Origin of the sequence: Streptosporangium canum, from assembly GCF_900113865.1 — a bacterium.
In the GTDB taxonomy this organism is placed as follows: Bacteria; Actinomycetota; Actinomycetes; order Streptosporangiales; family Streptosporangiaceae; genus Streptosporangium; species Streptosporangium canum.
In genome coordinates, this window is record NZ_FOQY01000043.1 from 31944 (window position 1) to 49014 (window position 17071).

The window sequence follows — 17071 nt, forward strand, 5'->3', positions numbered from 1 at the left end:
GACTCGTCTCGTGTCGCACGCTCGTCTCGGGTGGTGAGTGTCATGCGGTCGTTCAGCGGTGTGCCGCGGTGTGCCTGGTCAGCTCGGTCGTGAGGGCGGCCGCTCCGTGGTGGCCTTCCGCAACGACTGTTCTCAGCCACGTGACCTGTCCGGTGGTGCGGGGCATACGGGTCCTGATGCGGATCGGTTCGGCCGTGTCGGCATAGATCGGCGTCCTGCCCGCGTCCTTGCTGGGTGACATCGCGAGGAGGACGGGTGGATCCAGGATTTGAGGCGGACTTCCGGGAGTTCGTCGTCGATCGGTCAGGGGCGCTGTTCCGCACCGCGTACCTGCTGACCGGTGACCGGCACGCCGCTGAGGACCTGGTGCAGTCGGCGCTGACGAAGACGGCCGCCAAGTGGCGCGGCCTCCGCGACCCCGCGGCCATCGAGGGGTACGTCCGCCGCGCCATGTACCACGAACAGGTGAGCTGGTGGCGGCGCCGTTCCCGCATCGCGGAAGTGTCCACCGGGTGGCTGCCCGACCGGGTCGACGACGGACACGCGGAGGTCGCGGACCTTCGCCTGGTGATGCGCGGGGCTCTTGCCCGGCTGACGCCCCGGCAGCGGACCGTGCTCGTGCTGCGTTACTTCGAGGATCTGTCCGAGACCGAGATCGCGCGGCTGCTCGGTGTCAGGGTGGGGTCGGTCCGCAGCCAGATCTACCGGTCCCTGGAGCGCCTGAAGAAGGCCGCGCCCGAGCTGAGCACTGTGAGGGAGTTCCGATGAGCATCGAGGATCTGCTGCGCGAGACCCTTTCCGACATGGCCCACGAGGAGCAGCCACCCCCACCGGGCCGGTTCCTCCAGGTCCACGGGGGCCGATCCCGCCGCCGTGGCCTCGCCCTGGCGGCGGCGGTGGCCGTCGCCGTGATGGCGGTCGGATCCACGTTCGCGGTCGAAGGGCTGTCCTCTCCGGTGGCGGTCCCCAGGGCCGTCACGGAGCAGGGCTCCGATGAGGCGCTTGTGGAGACCGGTCGGGACCAGACCACCCTGACCGTGAAAGAAGGGCTGCGGCTCGCACAGGTCATGCAGAAGTTGTCGGCCTCCACCGGCAGGCCGGTGGCGGAGTTCGAGCGGGCCGCCAAGGACGGCAGGGCGCTCGGGCTTCCGGCCTACGCCAAGGGCGCGCTGGAAGGGTTCGCCTTCCCCGGGACCTACGAGGTCTCGTCCGGGGCGAGCCCCGGCGAGATCCTCGCCGCGATGGTGACACGATTCAACCGCGCCGCCGAGGACAGCGGCCTGGTGGACGGCGCCAGGCGTGCCGGCCGTACGCCACTGGAGATCCTGACCGTCGCCAGCATCGTCCAGACCGAGTCGTACGACAAACGCGACATGCCCAAGATCGCGCGGGTTATCTACAACCGGCTGAACCACACGCCCGAGATGAAGCTGCAGATGGACAGCACGGTCCTGTACGGCCTGAACAAGTTCAGCATCAGCGCCTCGAGCGAGGATCTCAAGAGCCGGTCGCGGTACAACACCTACGTGCGCCTCGGCCTGCCGCCCGGTCCCATCGGCAACCCGGGCGCCGACGCCATCGAGGCCGCGCTGAAGCCCGCCACCGGCCCCTGGCTGTTCTACGTGATCACCGACCCGGAGAAGGGCGTCATGAAATTCACCGACTCCGAATCCGGGTTCCTCAAGCTGATCAAGGAGAGCCGCAGGAACCGCGGGACCGGGGGATAGGCGAGGACCACCGGCCGATCTCCTGGGCGTTCCCGGGGACCACTCCTGCTACGGGAACGGTACGGGCGCCGGTGATCCGTCCTTGGTGATCCGTAGGTGGCAACCGGTCACGATGCGGGCGGCGTCGCGGTCCGGTGGTTGGCGTCCGTCGCGGTCACGATGCGGGTGGCGTCGCGGTCCGGTGGTTGGCGTCCGTCGCGGCCCGCACGAACTCGCGCACCCGCGCGGTCGTGTTGGTCTCCAGCCAGACCAGCCCCCGTTCGATCGGTGGCGCGTCGCGGATCGGCACGTACGCGACGTCCGGGCGGGGGTAGTACCGCCGGCTGTGCTCGCCCACCGGGAGGACGCCCCTGCCCATCGCGACGAGGGAGAGCATCTCGGAGAACGTGTTGCCTGTGGGGCCTTTCGGAACGGGCCTGCCCGACGGGGTGTGCTCGGGTGTGCGGTCGCGCTTGAATGCCGCTGAAGTGACCGGCGGGTACTGCACCACGGGGTGCTCGGCGAGGACGTCGAGGGACACCGACTCCTCACGGGCCAGCGGGTGCTCGGCGGCCACGGCCAGCAAGCGCCCCTCCGTCAGCAAGGTCGGCCCGCAGGCCATGCCGTCGAAAGGGTAGGAGGCGATGAGGAGGTCGATGGAGCCGTCAAGCAGGCTCGACCGCGAGTTGGACAGTTGCACTTCGTGAACGTCGACCTCACAGTCCGGGTGGCGTTCGGCGAACAGGCTGACGGCCTTGAGCAGGATCGGCGCGGTCCACTCGCCGAGGAATGCCACCCGCAGTTGCCCGGTGACCCCGCGGCCGGCGTCGACGGCCCTCCGTACCGCCTCGTCCATCTGGGCTGCCAGCGGTGCCAGGTCATCGGCCAGTCGCCGTCCGATCGGGGTGAGACGGACGACGCGGCTGGTGCGGTCGAACAGCGGAGCGCCGATGCGGCGTTCCAGCTTCTTGACCACATGGCTGATCCGCCCGGTCGTGACCCGCAGGCGCTCGGCGGTGCGGCCGAAGTGCAGCTCCTCGGCGAGCGTCAAGAAGGTCTCGATCTCGTGCCGCTCCAGCATGTGACGCTCCATCGTTGAATCTGGGTCAACGATCCTAGCTCCATCGTCGCTTGATGGCCGTCGGCGCCTGGCGCATCGTATAGAGCGTCATCCGGTCACGGGGGAAGGCGCCCGAGACGGGCCCCGACCCCGGCACACGGAGCCACCGCACGCTCAGCACCACCGGAACAGGAACGCCATGAGCACAACGAACGTCACCGACTACCTGACCGATCTCGACGACACGCTGCGGGAGATCGGCGAGAAGCTGCGTCCCGTCATCGACGCGGCCCTGCCCGGCACCGACGGTGCGATGTGGCACGGCCATCCGACCTGGAGCCTCGGCGACAGACCGGGGAAGAACCCTGTCTGCCTGCTCAAGGCGCACGGGTCGTACATCACTTTCGGGCTGTGGCGCGGCCAGGAACTCGTCGACCCGTCCGGGCGCCTCACCGCGGGTGCCCGTCAGATGGCCTCGGTGAAGCTCCGTGCCGTCGACGAAATCGACCCGGCCCTGTTCGCCGACTGGCTGCGGCAGGCCTGCAACCTGGAAGCGAGGTAACGACGATGCGGGTGAAAGCCTTCGATCACCTGGTGCTCAATGTCGAGGACGTCGAGCGCGCCCTGGACTTCTACTGCGGACCCCTCGGCCTGGAGCCGGTACGCGTCGCCGAGTGGCGGGCCGGCAAGGTGCCGTTCCCCTCCGTGCGGATCACTCCGGAAACCATCATCGACCTGGTCCGCCGCCCTCGGAACGAGTCGAACGTCGACCACATCTGCCTGGTCGTGGAACCGCTGGACTGGCATGAGGTGATCGAGTCGGGCGTCTTCACCCTCGTCGAAGGACCCGTGGGCCGGTTCGGCGCCCGTGGCGACGCGACCTCGATCTACGTGCGGGACCCTGACGGCAACACCGTCGAACTGCGCTGGTACCCGCAGGACGCCGAAGGATAGCCGCCGGAGACGTGCGGCGCGGCCTGACCAGTGTGAATCACGCTCGTCGCCCCCGCCCGGTCGGATCGGGCGAGGGCACGACGTCGCCGACATGGTCACCGGCCGAGCGAGTTCCAGAATGTGTAGTGGTGGTCGGCGGCGAAGTCGGTACGGCCTATGCCGTTCCTGCCGGCACTGAGTGCCTGGGTGTAGGGCTTGTCCGCCGTGAACCTCTCCCACGTCGGGCTGCCGGAGTGGCTGGGGTAGCCGACGCGTGCGAACCGGCTCCAGTAGTCGATCATCGCGTTGGCGAGCCGGGCCTGCGGCGGGGTGAGCGGCTCGAACAGGGCGTTGTCGAACAGGTAGGCCAGGTCGATCATGTGTCCGGTGCCCAGCGGGAAGCTCGGCCGGGGAATGCCCTTGAAGTACGGGGATGTGGCCTCGGTCAGGTCATAGGCGTAGACCGGGACGTGCCGAGCCAGTGTGCGCTGGGTCGTGAAGATGGGCGTTGACCAGTTGGCGTCGGTCATGACGGCCGTCAACGCCTCGCTCGGCGAGCCGAAGGCGTTGAGCGGGTATTCGGCCAGCACCGCTCCGGCGTTCTTGCCGAAGGCACCGGTGGCCTGCCTGACATAGTCGTCAGCGGTGAGCGCCTTACCGGTTGCCATCTCCATGCCACCGATCCGGCCGGCCTCCTCGTCGTGGGTGGAGCCGTACAGGACCGGCACCTTGTTGAACGTGCCGCCGGCGAAGGCGTCGGCTGGGGACGTCGGCAGGACCTTGCCGTCGACGGTCAGCCTGTACCCCTCGTGCCCGGCTTCGGAGGCCGCCAGCACTTCGGCCGTCGATTTCCCCCGCAGGCAGCGGTCGGCGGTCTTTCCGTCGGGGCAGCCGGCCGCCTTGGCCATGGCGATACCGGCCGTCCGCGCCTGCTTGAGGGTGTGCGTCGAATCGGGGCTGCCGACACAGCCTGCGCTCTGGACGATCGCCTTGTCGAACAGGCCCGCCGAACCCGGTGCCGCCATATGGGCGCACACGCTGTATCCGCCGGCCGATTGGCCCATGACGGTTACATTGCCGGCGTCTCCGCCGAACGCGGGGGCGTTGCGCCGCACCCACCTCAGGGCGGCCTGCTGGTCCTGCAGACCCAGGTTCGCGGGGGCGTCGAGGTCGGGGTGGGCCAGGAGGCCGAAGACGCCCAGCCGGTAGTTGATCGTCACAACCACTGCTCCGCCACGGACGGCGAGTCTTTCGGCCCGGTAACCGGCGCCGTCGCCGTACACGAAGCTGCCTCCGTGGATCCACACGATGACAGGCAGGCCCTTGGCCGTGCCGGCGGGGGTGGTCACGTTGAGGTACAGGCAGTCCTCGTTGTTGTCGGGGATCGCGATGGGCTGATCGGACGGCTGGGGGCAGGCACTGCGCGGCTTGCGGGTGTCGAGCGGGGCACTCCAGGGCTTGGCGGGTTGCGGGGCCTTCCAGCGCAGGCCTTTCGTGGGCGGCGCCGCGTACGGGATTCCCTGAAAGGTGCGGACCGTACCGGTCGTCGTGCCCCGCACGGGACCGTTGTCGGTTCGGACGAGAGCGGAGGCGGTGTGCTTCGGCGATGCCTCGGCCTGGACGGCGGAGGCGCACCCGGCCGCCGTGGCGAGGATCGCTGTGGTGATGGCGAGGTGGCGCTTGCCGGCTTTCGTGAACATTCGGGTTCTCCACGTCGAGGGGATCTGCGGACGGGGAGAACGTAACCCAGTTTTGCGCATTCGCGCAATGCGCTTGCCTAAGGCGATCGCCTAGTGCGTTTGCACATGCAGTTGGACGGCGCCCGGATCGCCGTCGCCGTGCTCGCCCGCCGACCGCCCCGGTGTCACCGTGAACCCGCGTCCGATGACCGAAGTTGCCGAACCCGTGGTCCAGCGGCTTCGATGAACTCCGTGTCCCATCCGTTCCCCGCGACCCCGCGCCGACGTCGGCCGGCCATTCGCATGATCGTGACCGCCTTGGCGGTCATGATCCTTGGCCCGTTCGCGTTGGCCGGCTGCACCCCATCGACCGAGCCGCCGTCGCTGCCGCCCGGCAGCGTGTACGACCACGACGCTGCGGGTGAGAACTCACGGGCCGAACCCGTCCCGACCGGCGGTACGGCCGGGGCCGTCACTCGGCCGTTGACGGAGGCCGGCTGGTTCTGTGCGCAGGTTCGCACCAATGCGGACGGCCGTGCCCTGTGGTGCCGGATCGGTCACCGTGACCAGGCGAACACGGTCTATCCGCAGGTCGCGCAGTTCCTGCTCGACCACGACGACCGGCTCGCCTGGGCGTGGTTCCCGCTCGCCGAGCAGCCGGTGGACCAGCGGAGAGGAGATCAGATCGCCGACGCCGCGGCGCCGGCGCTTGCCGCGATCTGGTCCGATGCCGGTGATCGCGTGCGGCAGGAGATCAACGATTTCGATCGTGACCTCCGGAACGGGCCGGTGCGGCGGAGCGACGAGATCCCCCGGACCGCGTGGCGGGACGAGCACGCGGACTACAGCTATTCCGCGATCAACGGGCTGGTCGTCACAGCTCGGGACGCCTCTGTGCGGCGCTGGCCGTTCGGCGCCGAGCACTACGCCACCACGATGAGCGCCGCTGTGGACGATCTTCGAGCCGGCGGTTACGACTGCGCCTATCCGCCCCAGGAGAACTGCAACCGTTCCCAGTCGAACGGCTATTTCCGGGTCACGCTCCGTGATGATCAGATCGTCTCGGCCCGGTTCGGCATCGGCAGCCTGATCGAGTCGGGGCGGCAACGGCATCTGCTCAGTGAGGAGTTCCCGCACGGACTCACCTTTCTGACCGAGGCGGTTCGCGGCCCGGTCACCGAGCGCATCGAACAGGCCCGGCGGTCCGGCACCGGCTTCGCCGGCATCGTGGCCGGGACGGTCGTGATCATCGACGCGGACCGGGGCGCTGTCGACGCGGACGATCTTGTGGCGTACTTCGACATCCAGATCGGCGTACCGCTGGCCGCGACCCTGCCCGTCTGATCACGCAGCAAGGACGGCGGACTGGGCGGCATCGTCGCCTGGTATTCGACCCATCACATCCCGGCGGAGCAGTTGCCGGCGGTGTTCGCCGAGTTCCATCGGACGCCGGCACCGGGCGGCCACCTGTTGCCGGGGACTCATGTCGGCGATGAGCGCCTCTTGACCTCAAGTTAAGTAGAGGTCGCAGAGTGGATGTTCTTCAGCAGATCTACGGAAGGAACGGTCATGCGCGCCGTCATGCTGCACGTGTTCGGGCCCGCTGAGAACCTCCGCTACGAGACCGTGCCCGATCCCGTACCGGGGCCGGGCGAGGTGCGGGTCTCGGTGCGGGCCGCGGGAGTCCACCAGATCGAGACAGCGATGCGGGAAGGGCTGGAGATCGGTCCGCCGCTTCCCGAACTCCCGGCGATCTTCGGGGGAGAGGTGGCCGGCGTCGTCGAGTCGGTCGGGCCGGGCGTGGACGAGGCCTGGATCGGTGCCGAGGTGGTGACCGCGCAGGGCAGGCCGGGGGGCTACGCCGAGCTCGCCGTCGCCGGCGTCTCGTCCCTGCACCGGATTCCGGCCGGATTGGGGTACGAGGCCGCCGTCACCATGGTCGTCACCGGCACCACCACCGTCGGCCTGCTCGACATCGCCGATCTCACCTCCGACGACGTGGTCCTGATCACCTCCGCGGCCGGTGGTATCGGCCGTCTGGTCGTCCAGTTCGCTCGCCGCCTCGGCGCCACGGTCGTCGGCGCGGCGGGTGGACCGGCGAAGGCGGCGGCCGTACGAGAGCTCGGAGCCGACATCGCCGTCGACTACAACCTGCCGGACTGGGCGGCCACCGTCCGCGACGCCTTGGGCGGGCGTGGCGTCACGGTCGTTCTGGACGGTGTCGAGGGCGACAGGGGGCGCGCCGCCTTCGGGCTGCTGGCCGAGGGAGGACGCTACATCACCATCGGCGCGGCCTCGCGGGAGGCGTTCCGTCCCGATGAGGCGGAGCTGAAGGAGCGCGGCGTGCGCTTCACCGACGCACTGATGCTGCTGCTGGAAGGGCAGGACGCGGCCACCGACGAGGCTCGCGCACTCGCGGCGGCCGCCGACGGGCTTCTGCTGCCCGCCTTCCAGACCTTCCCTCTGTCGCAGGCGGCCGCGGCGCACGCCGCCCTGGAGTCGCGGGCGACGACAGGCAAGGTCGTCCTCGTCCCCGACACCCACCGGTGAGGTACGGCCGGCGTAGTCCAGCTCCCGCGGCGGCTGACCACGAAGGTCGATCTGAGCGCGGACGGCAAGTGCCGACCGCTCTCACCGGTCGTCACACCCGGCCGGTGGGAGCGGCCGGCCACCCGGCTTCGACAAGAGCCGACACGGAGCCAGGAACACCGTCGAGCGGGCGATCAACAAGCTCAAGCAGTCCGGAGCCGTCGCCACCCGCCACGACAAGCGCGGATACGTCTTCCTCGGCACCGTCACCGCTGCCGCACTCCTCGTCTGGCTCCGCTCGTGATCGAGGAGACAAGGCACTAGGCGTCCCGGTATCGGTCCCGGACCTCGGGGCGTTGCTGGAAGCCGGCTGACTTGTAGGTGGCGACGGCGCCGACATTGGAGCTCGGGGTGCAGACGATCGCGCTCGACGAGCCCAGCTCCCGGAGTGCGGCCGCCGCGGCGACGGTGATCGCCTCGCCGTAGCCGTGACGGCGATGTTCCCGGTGCACGCCCATCGGTTCGAGCAACCCGGGCCTACCCGGACCGGCCGACCACACCGTCACCGCCGCCACCGCGTTGTCCCGGTCGTCGTACGCGATCAGACACCGGGCGTCGGCGTACGGAAATCCGGCCGCCATCGCGTGCCAGCGCTCGTCCGTGAACGGTGACCCGTCGAACGATGCCCGATGTACGGCGGTTCGCACGTGCGCCTGCTCCGGCCCGATCACCTCGATCCGCACGCCCGGGTCATTCACCGGCTCCGTGAGGTCGCGGCGCAGCGGCGTCCACGGCTCGTCGGCGTTCCAGCCGTCCTCGAACAGCAGATCTTGGACCAGTGCATCCATCGGCGCCTCGATGTTCGCCTTCCCCTCGGGCAGCACGCCGCGCTCCGGCTCGGTCACGTCTCCAACCAACCGCTGCGCCAGCTCCTCCTCACGCTGAGCGTCTGGCGCGATCGTCAGCCGCAACAGCCCGGGACCGTCCAGCAGCCCGACGGCGAGAATCCGTCCGTCCCGGCTCCACGTCCTGACCGCTGCGGCGGTCGCTTCCGCACCGAACCGCCAGAACCAGCCCAGGTCCCCCGGATGCAGTTGCATCGGTGCCCCGTCGTGCTGCCACTCCCGCAGCACGCCCACAGCCTCGCTCAGCCCGTCGACTCCCGGCTTGCCCAACACAATCGCCATACCCTCGATCACACACCATCGCGCCGACAGCCCGCACCTGGTTTCCGACCGGCCGGCGTGGTGCGGGTCTGGGGACTCGGGAAGACAGCCGATGATCGAAGAGACACGGCTCGGTAGGGCTTTGGCAGTGGTCAGTACAGCTAGGCCGCAGAACGGTCCGCGAGCGGGCGGCGGCGTCGGGCGGTGTCGGTCAGCGCCGGCGGGCGCCAGGCGCCGTCCGGTTGGTAGGCGTTGGTCCCGGGGGGCACGATTTCGTCGATCCGGTCAAGGGTCGCGTCATCGAGGGTGAGTGAGGCGCCCTTCAGCAGCGCCTCCAGCTGGTTCATCGTCCGCGGCCCTATGATCACCGAGGTGACGCCGGGATGCGCCACGGTGAAGGCCACGGCCAGATCGGGCAGAGAGCAGCCGATGCCGTCTGCGACCTCCATGAGCTGTTCAACGATGTTCAGCTTGGTGACGTTCACGGGAAGCGCGGGATCGAAGCGTGCCGGCGTCAGCGCCGCGCGACCGGTTGTGAGGTCGATGGGCTGCCCTTTGCGGTACCTGCCGGTCAGAAAACCCGAGGCCAGCGGGCTCCAGGTCAGCACACCCATTCCCAGCCGCCGGCAGACCGGCAACACGGAGGTCTCGATGCCCCGGGCCAGCAGCGAATACGGCGGCTGCTCGGTCCTGAAGCGCATCAGGCCGCGGCGCTCGGCCACGTGATGTGCCTCGACGATCTCCTCGGCCGGGAATGTGGAGCAGCCGAAGGCGCGGATCTTACCCTGGTGCACGAGGTCGGTCAGCGTGGAGAGCGTCTCCTCGATATCGGTTGTGTGGTCGGGGCGATGAACCTGATAAAGGTCGATCCAGTCGGTCTGCAGGCGCTTGAGGCTCTCCTCGACCTCCTTGACGATCCAGCGCCGGGAGTTGCCACTGCGGTTCGGGCCCTCGCCCATCCGGAAATGCACCTTGGTGGCGAGCACGATGTCGTCACGGCGGCCGCGCAGCGCCTTTCCCACGATCTCCTCCGACTCGCCCGCTGAATACATGTCCGCGGTGTCGACGAAGTTGATCCCCTGATCGAGGGCGGCGTGGATGATGCGGACACACTCGTCATGGTCGGAGTTGCCCGCGGCGCCGAACATCATGGTTCCGAGGCAGTGGGCACTTACTTCGATGCCGGTACCGCCGAGGATGCGGTAATGCATGGTCATGCTCCCTTGATGGTCATGGACAGGTGAATCATGCAGCGCACTCTAGGTTCTAGAGTCGGCTCCAAGGCAACTCCTACTCTGGAGGGCATGCCTGAAGTCGAACAGGATCTGCTGAGCATCGGACAGGTCGCCGAGCGCACCGGTTTGAGCGTGCACACGCTGCGCTTCTATGAGCGTGAAGGCATCCTGGCCAATCCTGTAAGCCGTGGACCCGGCGGGCGTCGCTGCTACAGCGAGAGCGACGTGGAGTGGCTGCGGCTCTGCATCATCCTCCGCGCCTCCGGTATGGAGAGGCGTCGCTCGCGCCGGGGGCGCTGTCTGCGCGAGGCCCTGGGTAACCGTCCCCTATGGTGCTCGCATGCCTGAAAGCTTCCGCCTCGCGCCTGTCACCCCTTCGCCCCTTCTGTCCAGTCATGCTGGGAATCTTGCTCGAATCCCACTGGGTTGATCTTTGTGCCGGTTCGACGACGGCTCCTGTTCGGGCTGGTCGATGGCCCGCGTTCCCGGGCCGTGCTTTCGAATTTCTCTCGATGCGGAGGTCGCCCGCTACGGTCGTCTCCTCGGGGAGACCTCGACGGCGGAACCGGAGCTGTTCCTTTCCGGCCGGGTCGCGTCTCGCTCGACAAGCCGGCTTTCAAACGTCGCCCAGCCACGCAGCCGGGGCAGGCGGTGCGATCGCCTTGCCCAGGCCCGTGCAGCGCGTACCTCCACGGCCTCGCGTCGGGATAACGCACGTGAGGGAAGACGATCCTGGCTTGCGGCGAAGAACGGGTGATCGTAACCATCACCCGTAAGGCGGGCTTATGTCGGAGACAAGAACTTGATCGCCGAAGTAGGCGAACAGGTGACCGATGCCGAACTCGCCGCCCAGTGCCGGCGGGACCCTGACCTGTTCGTCATCGTGCACGACCGCTACTACCGCGACGTTTACCTGTACGTGGCCGGCCGCCTGGACACGCAGATCGCCGAGGACATCACCGCCGAGACGTTCCTGCTGGCCTTCGACCGGCGCGACCGGTTCGACCCGGAACGCGGGAGTCTGCGGCCCTGGCTGTTCGGCATCGCCACCAACCTGATCGCCAGGCACCGGCGCAAGGAGACACGCCACTACAGGGCGCTGGCCCGGCTGGGGCCGGAACCCGTCCTGGAAGGCCACGAGAGCCGGGTCGTCGCCTCCGTCGCCGCTGAGCGCATGCAGCCGCACCTGGCCAAGGCGCTTGCCGCCCTGTCCGGTGGCGAGCGCGACGTCCTGCTTCTCGTGGCCCTGGGCCAGCTCGGCTACGACGAGGTGGCCCAGGCACTCGGCATCGCCATCGGCACGGTGGGCTCCAGGCTCAGCCGAGCGCGCGCGAAGATCCTCGCCCTCATCGACAAGGAGACAGTCCATGGATGACCTCGACACGCTCGCCACCCTGCTGACCAAGCCCGAGCCGTCCACCGAGGCGATCACTCGCAGCAGGAACCGGCTCCAGGACAGGACGCGGGGCCGCGCGCGACGGCGGATCGGGTGGCTCATGCCGGGAGTCGGTCTGGCCACCGCCGCCGCGGCGGTCGTCGCCGTGATCGCCACGGGTGTGACCACGCCCGCCGGCGCACCGGTCTCGGGCAGGGAGGTCCTGCTCATGGCCGCCGCCGGTGCGGAACGTACGCCGCAAGGTTCCGGGACCTATTGGTACGTCAGATCCGAGTGGTCGGACCCGGAGATCCCGGCGATGGAGAGCTGGACCAGGCGTGACGGCCGGCGCTGGACCAAGGGCGAGCCGGGCGACCCTCCCGGCGTCGCCGTACCGACCACGCTCCCGCTCAGCCTCAAAGGGGCCAAGGTGAGCTTCGAGGACCTCGAAGGGCTGCCGACGGATCCAGAGGCGTTGAAAGCGTGGATCACCGAGCGGAAGGGGCGTGCCGACGACATGAGCCGGTCCGAGCAGCGAGGCGATCCGCTCTTTCCCCTGCTCTCGCTGATCTCGGAGCTGCCGACGCCTTCGGAGGTCCGTTCCGCGGCGTTCCGGGCGCTGGCCACGACGCCGGGAGTCGAGAGCGGAGGCGCGGTCGAAGGCGGGCAGGAACTGCTGATCCCCAACCCCGAAGGCGGGCAGGAGATCAAACTGGTCGTCGATCCCGAGACCGCTCGGGTGACCCGCACCAACTACCTCCTCTCCGGCGACGGAAACGTGGCGGGGACTGATGAATTCATCTCGGTGACCACCAACTGGACGGACCAGCCTCCCCGGTAGGGGGCTGGATGACGACGGCTGAAGGCTCCCGCCACCCGCACGGATACGGCGGGGCGGCTCGGCCGTGTCCTGAGGGCTGCCCCCACGTCCATGAGCGGCGTTCAACCGGGGCGGCCCGGGAGGTTTCACGTCTCGCGGGCGCGTGCCCACGGCTGAACGGTCCGGCGGGCGCGTGCCCACGGCTGAACGGTTTGGCGGGCGCGTGCCCATGGCCGAACGCAGGAAGAGACCATTTCCCCTCGCACAAAGGCAGATCATGAGTTTAGGTAAGTTGCTCCTTGCCGCTGCCGTGGCAGGAACGATCGTGGGCGTCACACCGGCACCAGCGCCGGCGCAGACACCGCGGCCTCCCTCCCGACCGGCGAACGGGGTGACCCTGATCACCGGTGACCGGGTCGTTGTCACCGGCCACGGGCACCGGGTGGAGCCCGGACCCGGCCGGCAGGAGGTCGGCTTCACGAGCCAGGTACGTGACAAGCACCTGTACGTGATTCCGTCCGACGCCCACCCCCTGGTCGCCCAGGGGGTGCTCGACCGGCGGCTGTTCGACGTCACCCAACTGCTGCAGTGGCGGTACGGAGACGCCGAGATCCGCGACATCCCGCTGATCACGCGGTCGGACGCGGGCCCGGCCCCTGCGCTCAGGGGCGCGCAGGGTACCCGGCAGCTCGCCGGCCTTGGCATGGCCACGCTCCGCCTGCCCAAGAGCGACGCGGGTCAGGCATGGAAGGAGATGACGGGCGGCCGTACTCTGGCCGCGGGAACGACGAAGATCTGGCTGGACGGCCGCCGGTCCTTCAGCCTCGACCGGAGCACCAAACAGATCGGCGCCACCGAGGCGTGGAAGCAGGGGATGACCGGCGAGGGCGTCACGGTCGCCGTCCTCGACTCCGGCTACGACCCCGGCCATCCGGACCTGAAGGGCGTCGTCACCCAGGAGCGCAACTTCAGCGAGGAGCCCGACATTCGCGACAATCTCGGTCACGGCACCCATGTCGCCTCGACCGTCGCGGGTAACGGCGAGAAGTACCGGGGAGTGGCTCCCGGCGCACGGCTGGCCATCGGAAAGGTGGGCGACAGGTTCGGCGCCTCCGAGTCCGCCATCCTGGCGGGCATGGAGTGGGCCGCCGTCGAGGTCAAGGCCAAGGTCGTCAACCTGAGCCTGGGCGACGCCGACCGGCCGGAGATCGACCCTCTGGAACAGGCGGTGAACACGCTGTCGGCGGAGACGGGCACGCTGTTCGTCGTCGCCGCGGGGAACGACGGCGGGAAGCGGCCGGTGAGCAGCCCCGCCAGCGCCGACGCCGCCCTCGCGGTCGGCGCCGTCGACAGGCAGGATCGGGTGGCCTGGTTCTCCAGCACCGGCCCCCGCGTAGGCGACTACGCCGTCAAACCGGACCTCACCGCACCGGGGGTCGACATCGTCGCGGCGGCGGCCGAGGGCACCGCCGACGGCGCTCACGTCGCGATGAGCGGCACCTCCATGGCCGCACCGCACGTGGCCGGGGCCGCGGCCGTCCTCGCCCAGCGGCACCCCGACTGGACCGGGCAGCAGCTCAAGGCCGCTCTGGTCGGCAGCGCGGTCCCTTCGTCCGGCGCCACGCCGTTCCAGCAGGGCACCGGGCGGGTGGATCTGGTCCGTGCCCTGAAGCAGCAGGTCGTGGCCCAGACGGCGGGCACCTGGGCCGCCTTCCCTTGGGACGGTCCGGACGGACGCAAGAAGACCGGGACCGTCACCTACACCAACTCCGGCGACGCCCCGGTCAGCCTCGACCTGACCGTCGAGGGAGAAGTGCTCGAACTCGGCACCCGGCGGCTCGACGTGCCCGCCGGAGGACAGGCGTCGGTCACGCTCAGCATCGACGCGAGCGGCAAGCCCCCCGGCGACTATGCCGGGACGATCACCGCCACCTCGGGCGACAGCGTGATCCGCACCCTGGCGGGTGCGTACGTCGAGCCCGAGTCCTACGACGTCACCATCGCCGCCATCGGCAAGCAGGGCCAACCGGTCGACCCCTGGTCGGCTGAGATCTATGACGCGAAGACGGGGACCATCATCGAGCCGGCGTTCCGGAACGGCATGGCCACGGTACGGCTCCCCAAGGGCGACTGGGACCTCTACACCTGGACCGGAGAGAGGATCGACGGGAAGTTCAACGTCACCGTCGCCGACTCCCCGCTGAAGGTCGATGCAGGCAGCCGCCGGCTGACGGTGGACACACGCCAGGGCAAGGCGACCAAGGTCACACTCGACGATCCGACCGCCACGCCTCGGCGTGGTTTCGACCTCGGGCTGGCCCACGGCGCATGGAATTCGTGGTCGTCGACGAACATGAACGTCAACACCGAGCTCTTCGTCGTGCCGGTTCACCGGCCGGGCCTGACCTACACGTTGAGAACCGCGTGGCTGAGCAAGGACGTGTCTCCCAGTCCCTACGTCTACGACCTCGTCGACCGTCGCACCGACGGCATTCCTGAAAATCCCGTCTACGAGGCCAGGCGGAAGGACCTGGCGAAGGTCTCCGCGACCTACCGGGCCTCGGGAGCGGCGGCCGTGGGGACGCCGCTGGCCGGACTACAGGTCGCGGGCTTCCCGGGGTCGTCCCTGAGCTCGCCGGTCGGCGACATTTCTCTGCCCGGCACGCTCATCCACTACCGGACCCCCGGGCTGACCTACGAAAGCGGACTTCAGGTCGGCACCTCCCTGACCTTCGACGGCGGCAAGCTCATGAAGCGCGGGCAGACCGGTGAAGTCTGGAACACCGCGGTCACCGGTCCGTCGTTCCTGCTGCCGGGCGGCAGCCGTACCGGCGACAAGCTGACCTTCTCCGGGGTGGGGCTGTTCGCCGGCGGAGGCCCGGGCAGAACGGGCTCGGACACCGCCGCCACCGGCACCGCCACCCTCGCCAGAGACGGGCAGGTGCTGGCCAAGGCCGACATCGCCGACTGCGAGGTCTACCAGAGGGAAGGGTGCGAGCTCCACGCCGACCTTCCCGCCGAGCCCGGCGCCTACACGCTGACCGCGTCGATGCGCAGGCAGGTTCCGCACTCGACACTCTCCACCGGCGTGGAGTCCGTATGGAGGTTCCGGTCCGCGACCACGGCGAAGGAGCGGCCACTGCCGCTGACGGCGGTCCGTTACAGCCCCGCCGGCCTGGATGAGTCGAATCGCGCCAAGCCGGGCAGCGTGACCCGCCTGCCTCTGTGGATCGAGCGCAACCCCGGTTCCACCGGGGCGGTGACCGAGTCGGTCCAGGTGGAGATGTCCATCGACGACGGGGCGAAGTGGCGCCGTATCCCGATCGTCCGCACCGGCTCGGGCTGGACCGCCGCGCTGCCGAACCCGCGCACGCCCGGATTCGTCTCCCTCCGCGCGGTGGCGACCGACACGGCGGGCACCGGCCTGACCCAGACGATCATTCGCGCCTACGCCGTCGGCTGACCGGCGACCACGTTACGCGCCCCCGGGTTCGGTTTCCTTCCGGACCGAACCCGGGGGCATTACCGTCCGAGACGGAGCGGCTCGGCAGGCCCGGAGGAAGCGGGCGCCCCACTCCTGGACATGCGTGGCGAACTCCGGCGGCCCCAGCACCTCGAACTCGGCGCCCACGTTGCCCAGCGCCTGGGTCGGCCAATCGAGGGAGGTCGAAGTCATGGTGAGCCGGCAGGTGTCGTGGTCGAGCGGTTCGATGGTGCCCCACTGACCGACCGCCTGCCGTACCCGGGGCGCGGGGGCGTGGACGAGCGCCTCGACCCGGTACGGGGCCGGGGCGTCGCTCGCTGCCTGGACGAAGGCCGCGGCGTCCTCGGCCGGGAGCGGACGCGGCCGGAAGCGCGCGCCGGTCGCGGCCGGCTCGATCAACCTGTCGAGGCGGAAACTGCGCCAGTCGTGCCGGGACAGGTCGTAGGCGACCAGGTACCATCGGCCGCCGAGTGCGACGACGCGGTGCGGCTCGACCTCGCGGTCGGTGGGTGCGGAGCCTCTGGCCGTGTAGCCGAACCGCAGCCGCTCCTGGTCCCGGCAGGCCTGGGCGACCGTGGTGAGCACCCCCGCCGCGACGACCGGCCCGGACGCGGCGACGGAGAGGGTCATCGCCCGCAGGGCGTCCACCCTGGCCCGCAGCCGGGGCGGCAGGATCCGTACCACCTTGGTGAGCGCGCGCAGCGACGCCTCCTGCATCCCGGCGATCCCGCTCTGTGCCGCGTCGCCGATGCCCACCGCGAGGGCCACCGCCTCCTCGTCGTCCAGCAGCAGCGGCGGCAGGACGGCACCGGGCGCGAGCTGGTAGCCGCCGTCGGTGCCCCGGGCGGCGCCGACCGGGTAGCCGAGCTCGCGCAGCCGGTCGACGTCGCGGCGCAGCGTCCGCTCGGAGACTCCGAGCCGCTCGGCCAGTTCCAGGCCGGGCCAGTGGCGGTGGGTCTGCAGCAGCGAGAGCAGTCTGAGGGTCCGTGAGCTGGTGTTCGCCATATCGCCATCCTCGCCCGACTTCCGGTCAAAAAGTGACCGGAAGCCTCTTTAGAGTCGATGTCGCAGGCCGTACCGACCA

15 protein-coding genes are annotated in these 17071 nt (G+C 69.5%); 10 read left to right on the top strand and 5 right to left on the bottom strand.

The window, feature by feature from the left end:
- The first annotated feature begins 255 nt into the window (after nucleotides 1–255).
- Together BM085_RS37830 and mltG are read left to right on the top strand one after the other, a co-directional pair.
- A complete protein-coding gene (locus BM085_RS37830; protein WP_093891589.1) occupies nucleotides 256–768 on the top strand; it encodes a SigE family RNA polymerase sigma factor in 513 nt (170 codons plus the stop codon).
- Nucleotides 765–1727, top strand: coding sequence for an endolytic transglycosylase MltG (gene mltG, locus BM085_RS37835; RefSeq protein WP_093891590.1), 963 nt, complete (start codon nucleotides 765–767; stop codon nucleotides 1725–1727). Before BM085_RS37830 ends, mltG begins: the two co-directional genes overlap by 4 nt.
- A 154-nt stretch (nucleotides 1728–1881) precedes the next feature.
- Here the strand turns inward: mltG and BM085_RS37840 are convergent, their stop codons facing one another.
- Nucleotides 1882–2787 (bottom strand): LysR family transcriptional regulator, encoded by a 906-nt coding sequence (locus BM085_RS37840; RefSeq protein WP_093891591.1) that lies wholly within the window; start codon nucleotides 2785–2787, stop codon nucleotides 1882–1884.
- A 178-nt stretch (nucleotides 2788–2965) separates the two neighbouring features.
- Here BM085_RS37840 and BM085_RS37845 point away from each other — a divergent pair, with 178 nt between their 5' ends.
- Nucleotides 2966–3328, top strand: coding sequence for a DUF1801 domain-containing protein (locus BM085_RS37845; RefSeq protein ID WP_093891592.1), 363 nt, complete (start codon nucleotides 2966–2968; stop codon nucleotides 3326–3328).
- Nucleotides 3329–3333: 5 nt separating this feature from the next.
- Nucleotides 3334–3720: a VOC family protein gene (locus BM085_RS37850; RefSeq protein WP_093891593.1), complete on the top strand. Its 387-nt coding sequence runs from the start codon at nucleotides 3334–3336 to the stop codon at nucleotides 3718–3720.
- Nucleotides 3721–3815: 95 nt separating this feature from the next.
- On the opposite strand, the gene BM085_RS37855 is transcribed toward BM085_RS37850, so the two are convergent.
- Nucleotides 3816–5399 (bottom strand): carboxylesterase/lipase family protein, encoded by a 1584-nt coding sequence (locus tag BM085_RS37855; RefSeq protein WP_093891594.1) that lies wholly within the window; start codon nucleotides 5397–5399, stop codon nucleotides 3816–3818.
- A 282-nt stretch (nucleotides 5400–5681) separates the two neighbouring features.
- Here BM085_RS37855 and BM085_RS37860 point away from each other — a divergent pair, with 282 nt between their 5' ends.
- The gene (locus tag BM085_RS37860) at nucleotides 5682–6722 is read left to right on the top strand and encodes a hypothetical protein (RefSeq protein WP_245789928.1); all 1041 of its coding nucleotides are present in this window, start codon (nucleotides 5682–5684) and stop codon (nucleotides 6720–6722) included.
- Between the two features lie 225 nt (nucleotides 6723–6947).
- Nucleotides 6948–7928, top strand: coding sequence for a zinc-binding dehydrogenase (locus BM085_RS37870; RefSeq protein ID WP_093891595.1), 981 nt, complete (start codon nucleotides 6948–6950; stop codon nucleotides 7926–7928).
- 299 nt (nucleotides 7929–8227) lie between these two features.
- Here BM085_RS37870 and BM085_RS37880 read toward each other — a convergent pair whose 3' ends face one another.
- The gene (locus BM085_RS37880; RefSeq protein ID WP_093891596.1) at nucleotides 8228–9094 is read right to left on the bottom strand and encodes a GNAT family N-acetyltransferase; all 867 of its coding nucleotides are present in this window, start codon (nucleotides 9092–9094) and stop codon (nucleotides 8228–8230) included.
- 140 nt (nucleotides 9095–9234) lie between these two features.
- Entirely contained in the window at nucleotides 9235–10284 is a 1050-nt protein-coding gene (locus BM085_RS37885; RefSeq protein ID WP_093891616.1) for an aldo/keto reductase, read from the bottom strand.
- 93 nt (nucleotides 10285–10377) lie between these two features.
- Between BM085_RS37885 and BM085_RS37890 the strand changes: the two genes are divergently transcribed.
- The 4 genes from BM085_RS37890 (at nucleotide 10378) to BM085_RS37905 (ending at nucleotide 15966) form a co-directional block, all read left to right on the top strand.
- Nucleotides 10378–10656, top strand: a complete 279-nt coding sequence (locus BM085_RS37890) for a MerR family transcriptional regulator (RefSeq protein WP_093891597.1) — start codon at nucleotides 10378–10380, stop codon at nucleotides 10654–10656.
- A 454-nt stretch (nucleotides 10657–11110) separates the two neighbouring features.
- On the top strand, nucleotides 11111–11683 hold the full coding sequence (locus BM085_RS37895) for an RNA polymerase sigma factor (RefSeq protein ID WP_093891598.1): 573 nt from the start codon (nucleotides 11111–11113) through the stop codon (nucleotides 11681–11683).
- Complete coding sequence (locus BM085_RS37900; RefSeq protein WP_093891599.1) at nucleotides 11676–12524, top strand: CU044_5270 family protein; 849 nt, start codon at nucleotides 11676–11678, stop codon at nucleotides 12522–12524. The genes BM085_RS37895 and BM085_RS37900 overlap by 8 nt, the downstream gene beginning before the upstream one ends.
- A gap of 370 nt (nucleotides 12525–12894) precedes the next feature.
- A complete protein-coding gene (locus BM085_RS37905) occupies nucleotides 12895–15966 on the top strand; it encodes a S8 family serine peptidase (RefSeq protein WP_177245475.1) in 3072 nt (1023 codons plus the stop codon).
- A 12-nt stretch (nucleotides 15967–15978) separates the two neighbouring features.
- On the opposite strand, the gene BM085_RS37910 is transcribed toward BM085_RS37905, so the two are convergent.
- Nucleotides 15979–16992, bottom strand: a complete 1014-nt coding sequence (locus tag BM085_RS37910) for a helix-turn-helix transcriptional regulator (RefSeq protein WP_245789929.1) — start codon at nucleotides 16990–16992, stop codon at nucleotides 15979–15981.
- Nucleotides 16993–17071 lie beyond the last annotated feature (79 nt).

Excerpts from the sequence above, each read along its gene's own strand:
- mltG (WP_093891590.1), top strand. The coding sequence starts at position 765 with ATGAGCATCGAGGATCTGCTGCGCGAGACCCTTTCCGACATGGCCCAC.
- BM085_RS37840 (WP_093891591.1), bottom strand. The coding sequence starts at position 2,787 with ATGCTGGAGCGGCACGAGATCGAGACCTTCTTGACGCTCGCCGAGGAG.
- BM085_RS37845 (WP_093891592.1), top strand. The coding sequence starts at position 2,966 with ATGAGCACAACGAACGTCACCGACTACCTGACCGATCTCGACGACACG.
- BM085_RS37850 (WP_093891593.1), top strand. The coding sequence starts at position 3,334 with ATGCGGGTGAAAGCCTTCGATCACCTGGTGCTCAATGTCGAGGACGTC.
- BM085_RS37855 (WP_093891594.1), bottom strand. The coding sequence starts at position 5,399 with ATGTTCACGAAAGCCGGCAAGCGCCACCTCGCCATCACCACAGCGATC.
- BM085_RS37860 (WP_245789928.1), top strand. The coding sequence starts at position 5,682 with ATGATCGTGACCGCCTTGGCGGTCATGATCCTTGGCCCGTTCGCGTTG.
- BM085_RS37870 (WP_093891595.1), top strand. The coding sequence starts at position 6,948 with ATGCGCGCCGTCATGCTGCACGTGTTCGGGCCCGCTGAGAACCTCCGC.
- BM085_RS37880 (WP_093891596.1), bottom strand. The coding sequence starts at position 9,094 with ATGGCGATTGTGTTGGGCAAGCCGGGAGTCGACGGGCTGAGCGAGGCT.
- BM085_RS37885 (WP_093891616.1), bottom strand. The coding sequence starts at position 10,284 with ATGCATTACCGCATCCTCGGCGGTACCGGCATCGAAGTAAGTGCCCAC.
- BM085_RS37890 (WP_093891597.1), top strand. The coding sequence starts at position 10,378 with ATGCCTGAAGTCGAACAGGATCTGCTGAGCATCGGACAGGTCGCCGAG.
- BM085_RS37900 (WP_093891599.1), top strand. The coding sequence starts at position 11,676 with ATGGATGACCTCGACACGCTCGCCACCCTGCTGACCAAGCCCGAGCCG.
- BM085_RS37910 (WP_245789929.1), bottom strand. The coding sequence starts at position 16,992 with ATGGCGAACACCAGCTCACGGACCCTCAGACTGCTCTCGCTGCTGCAG.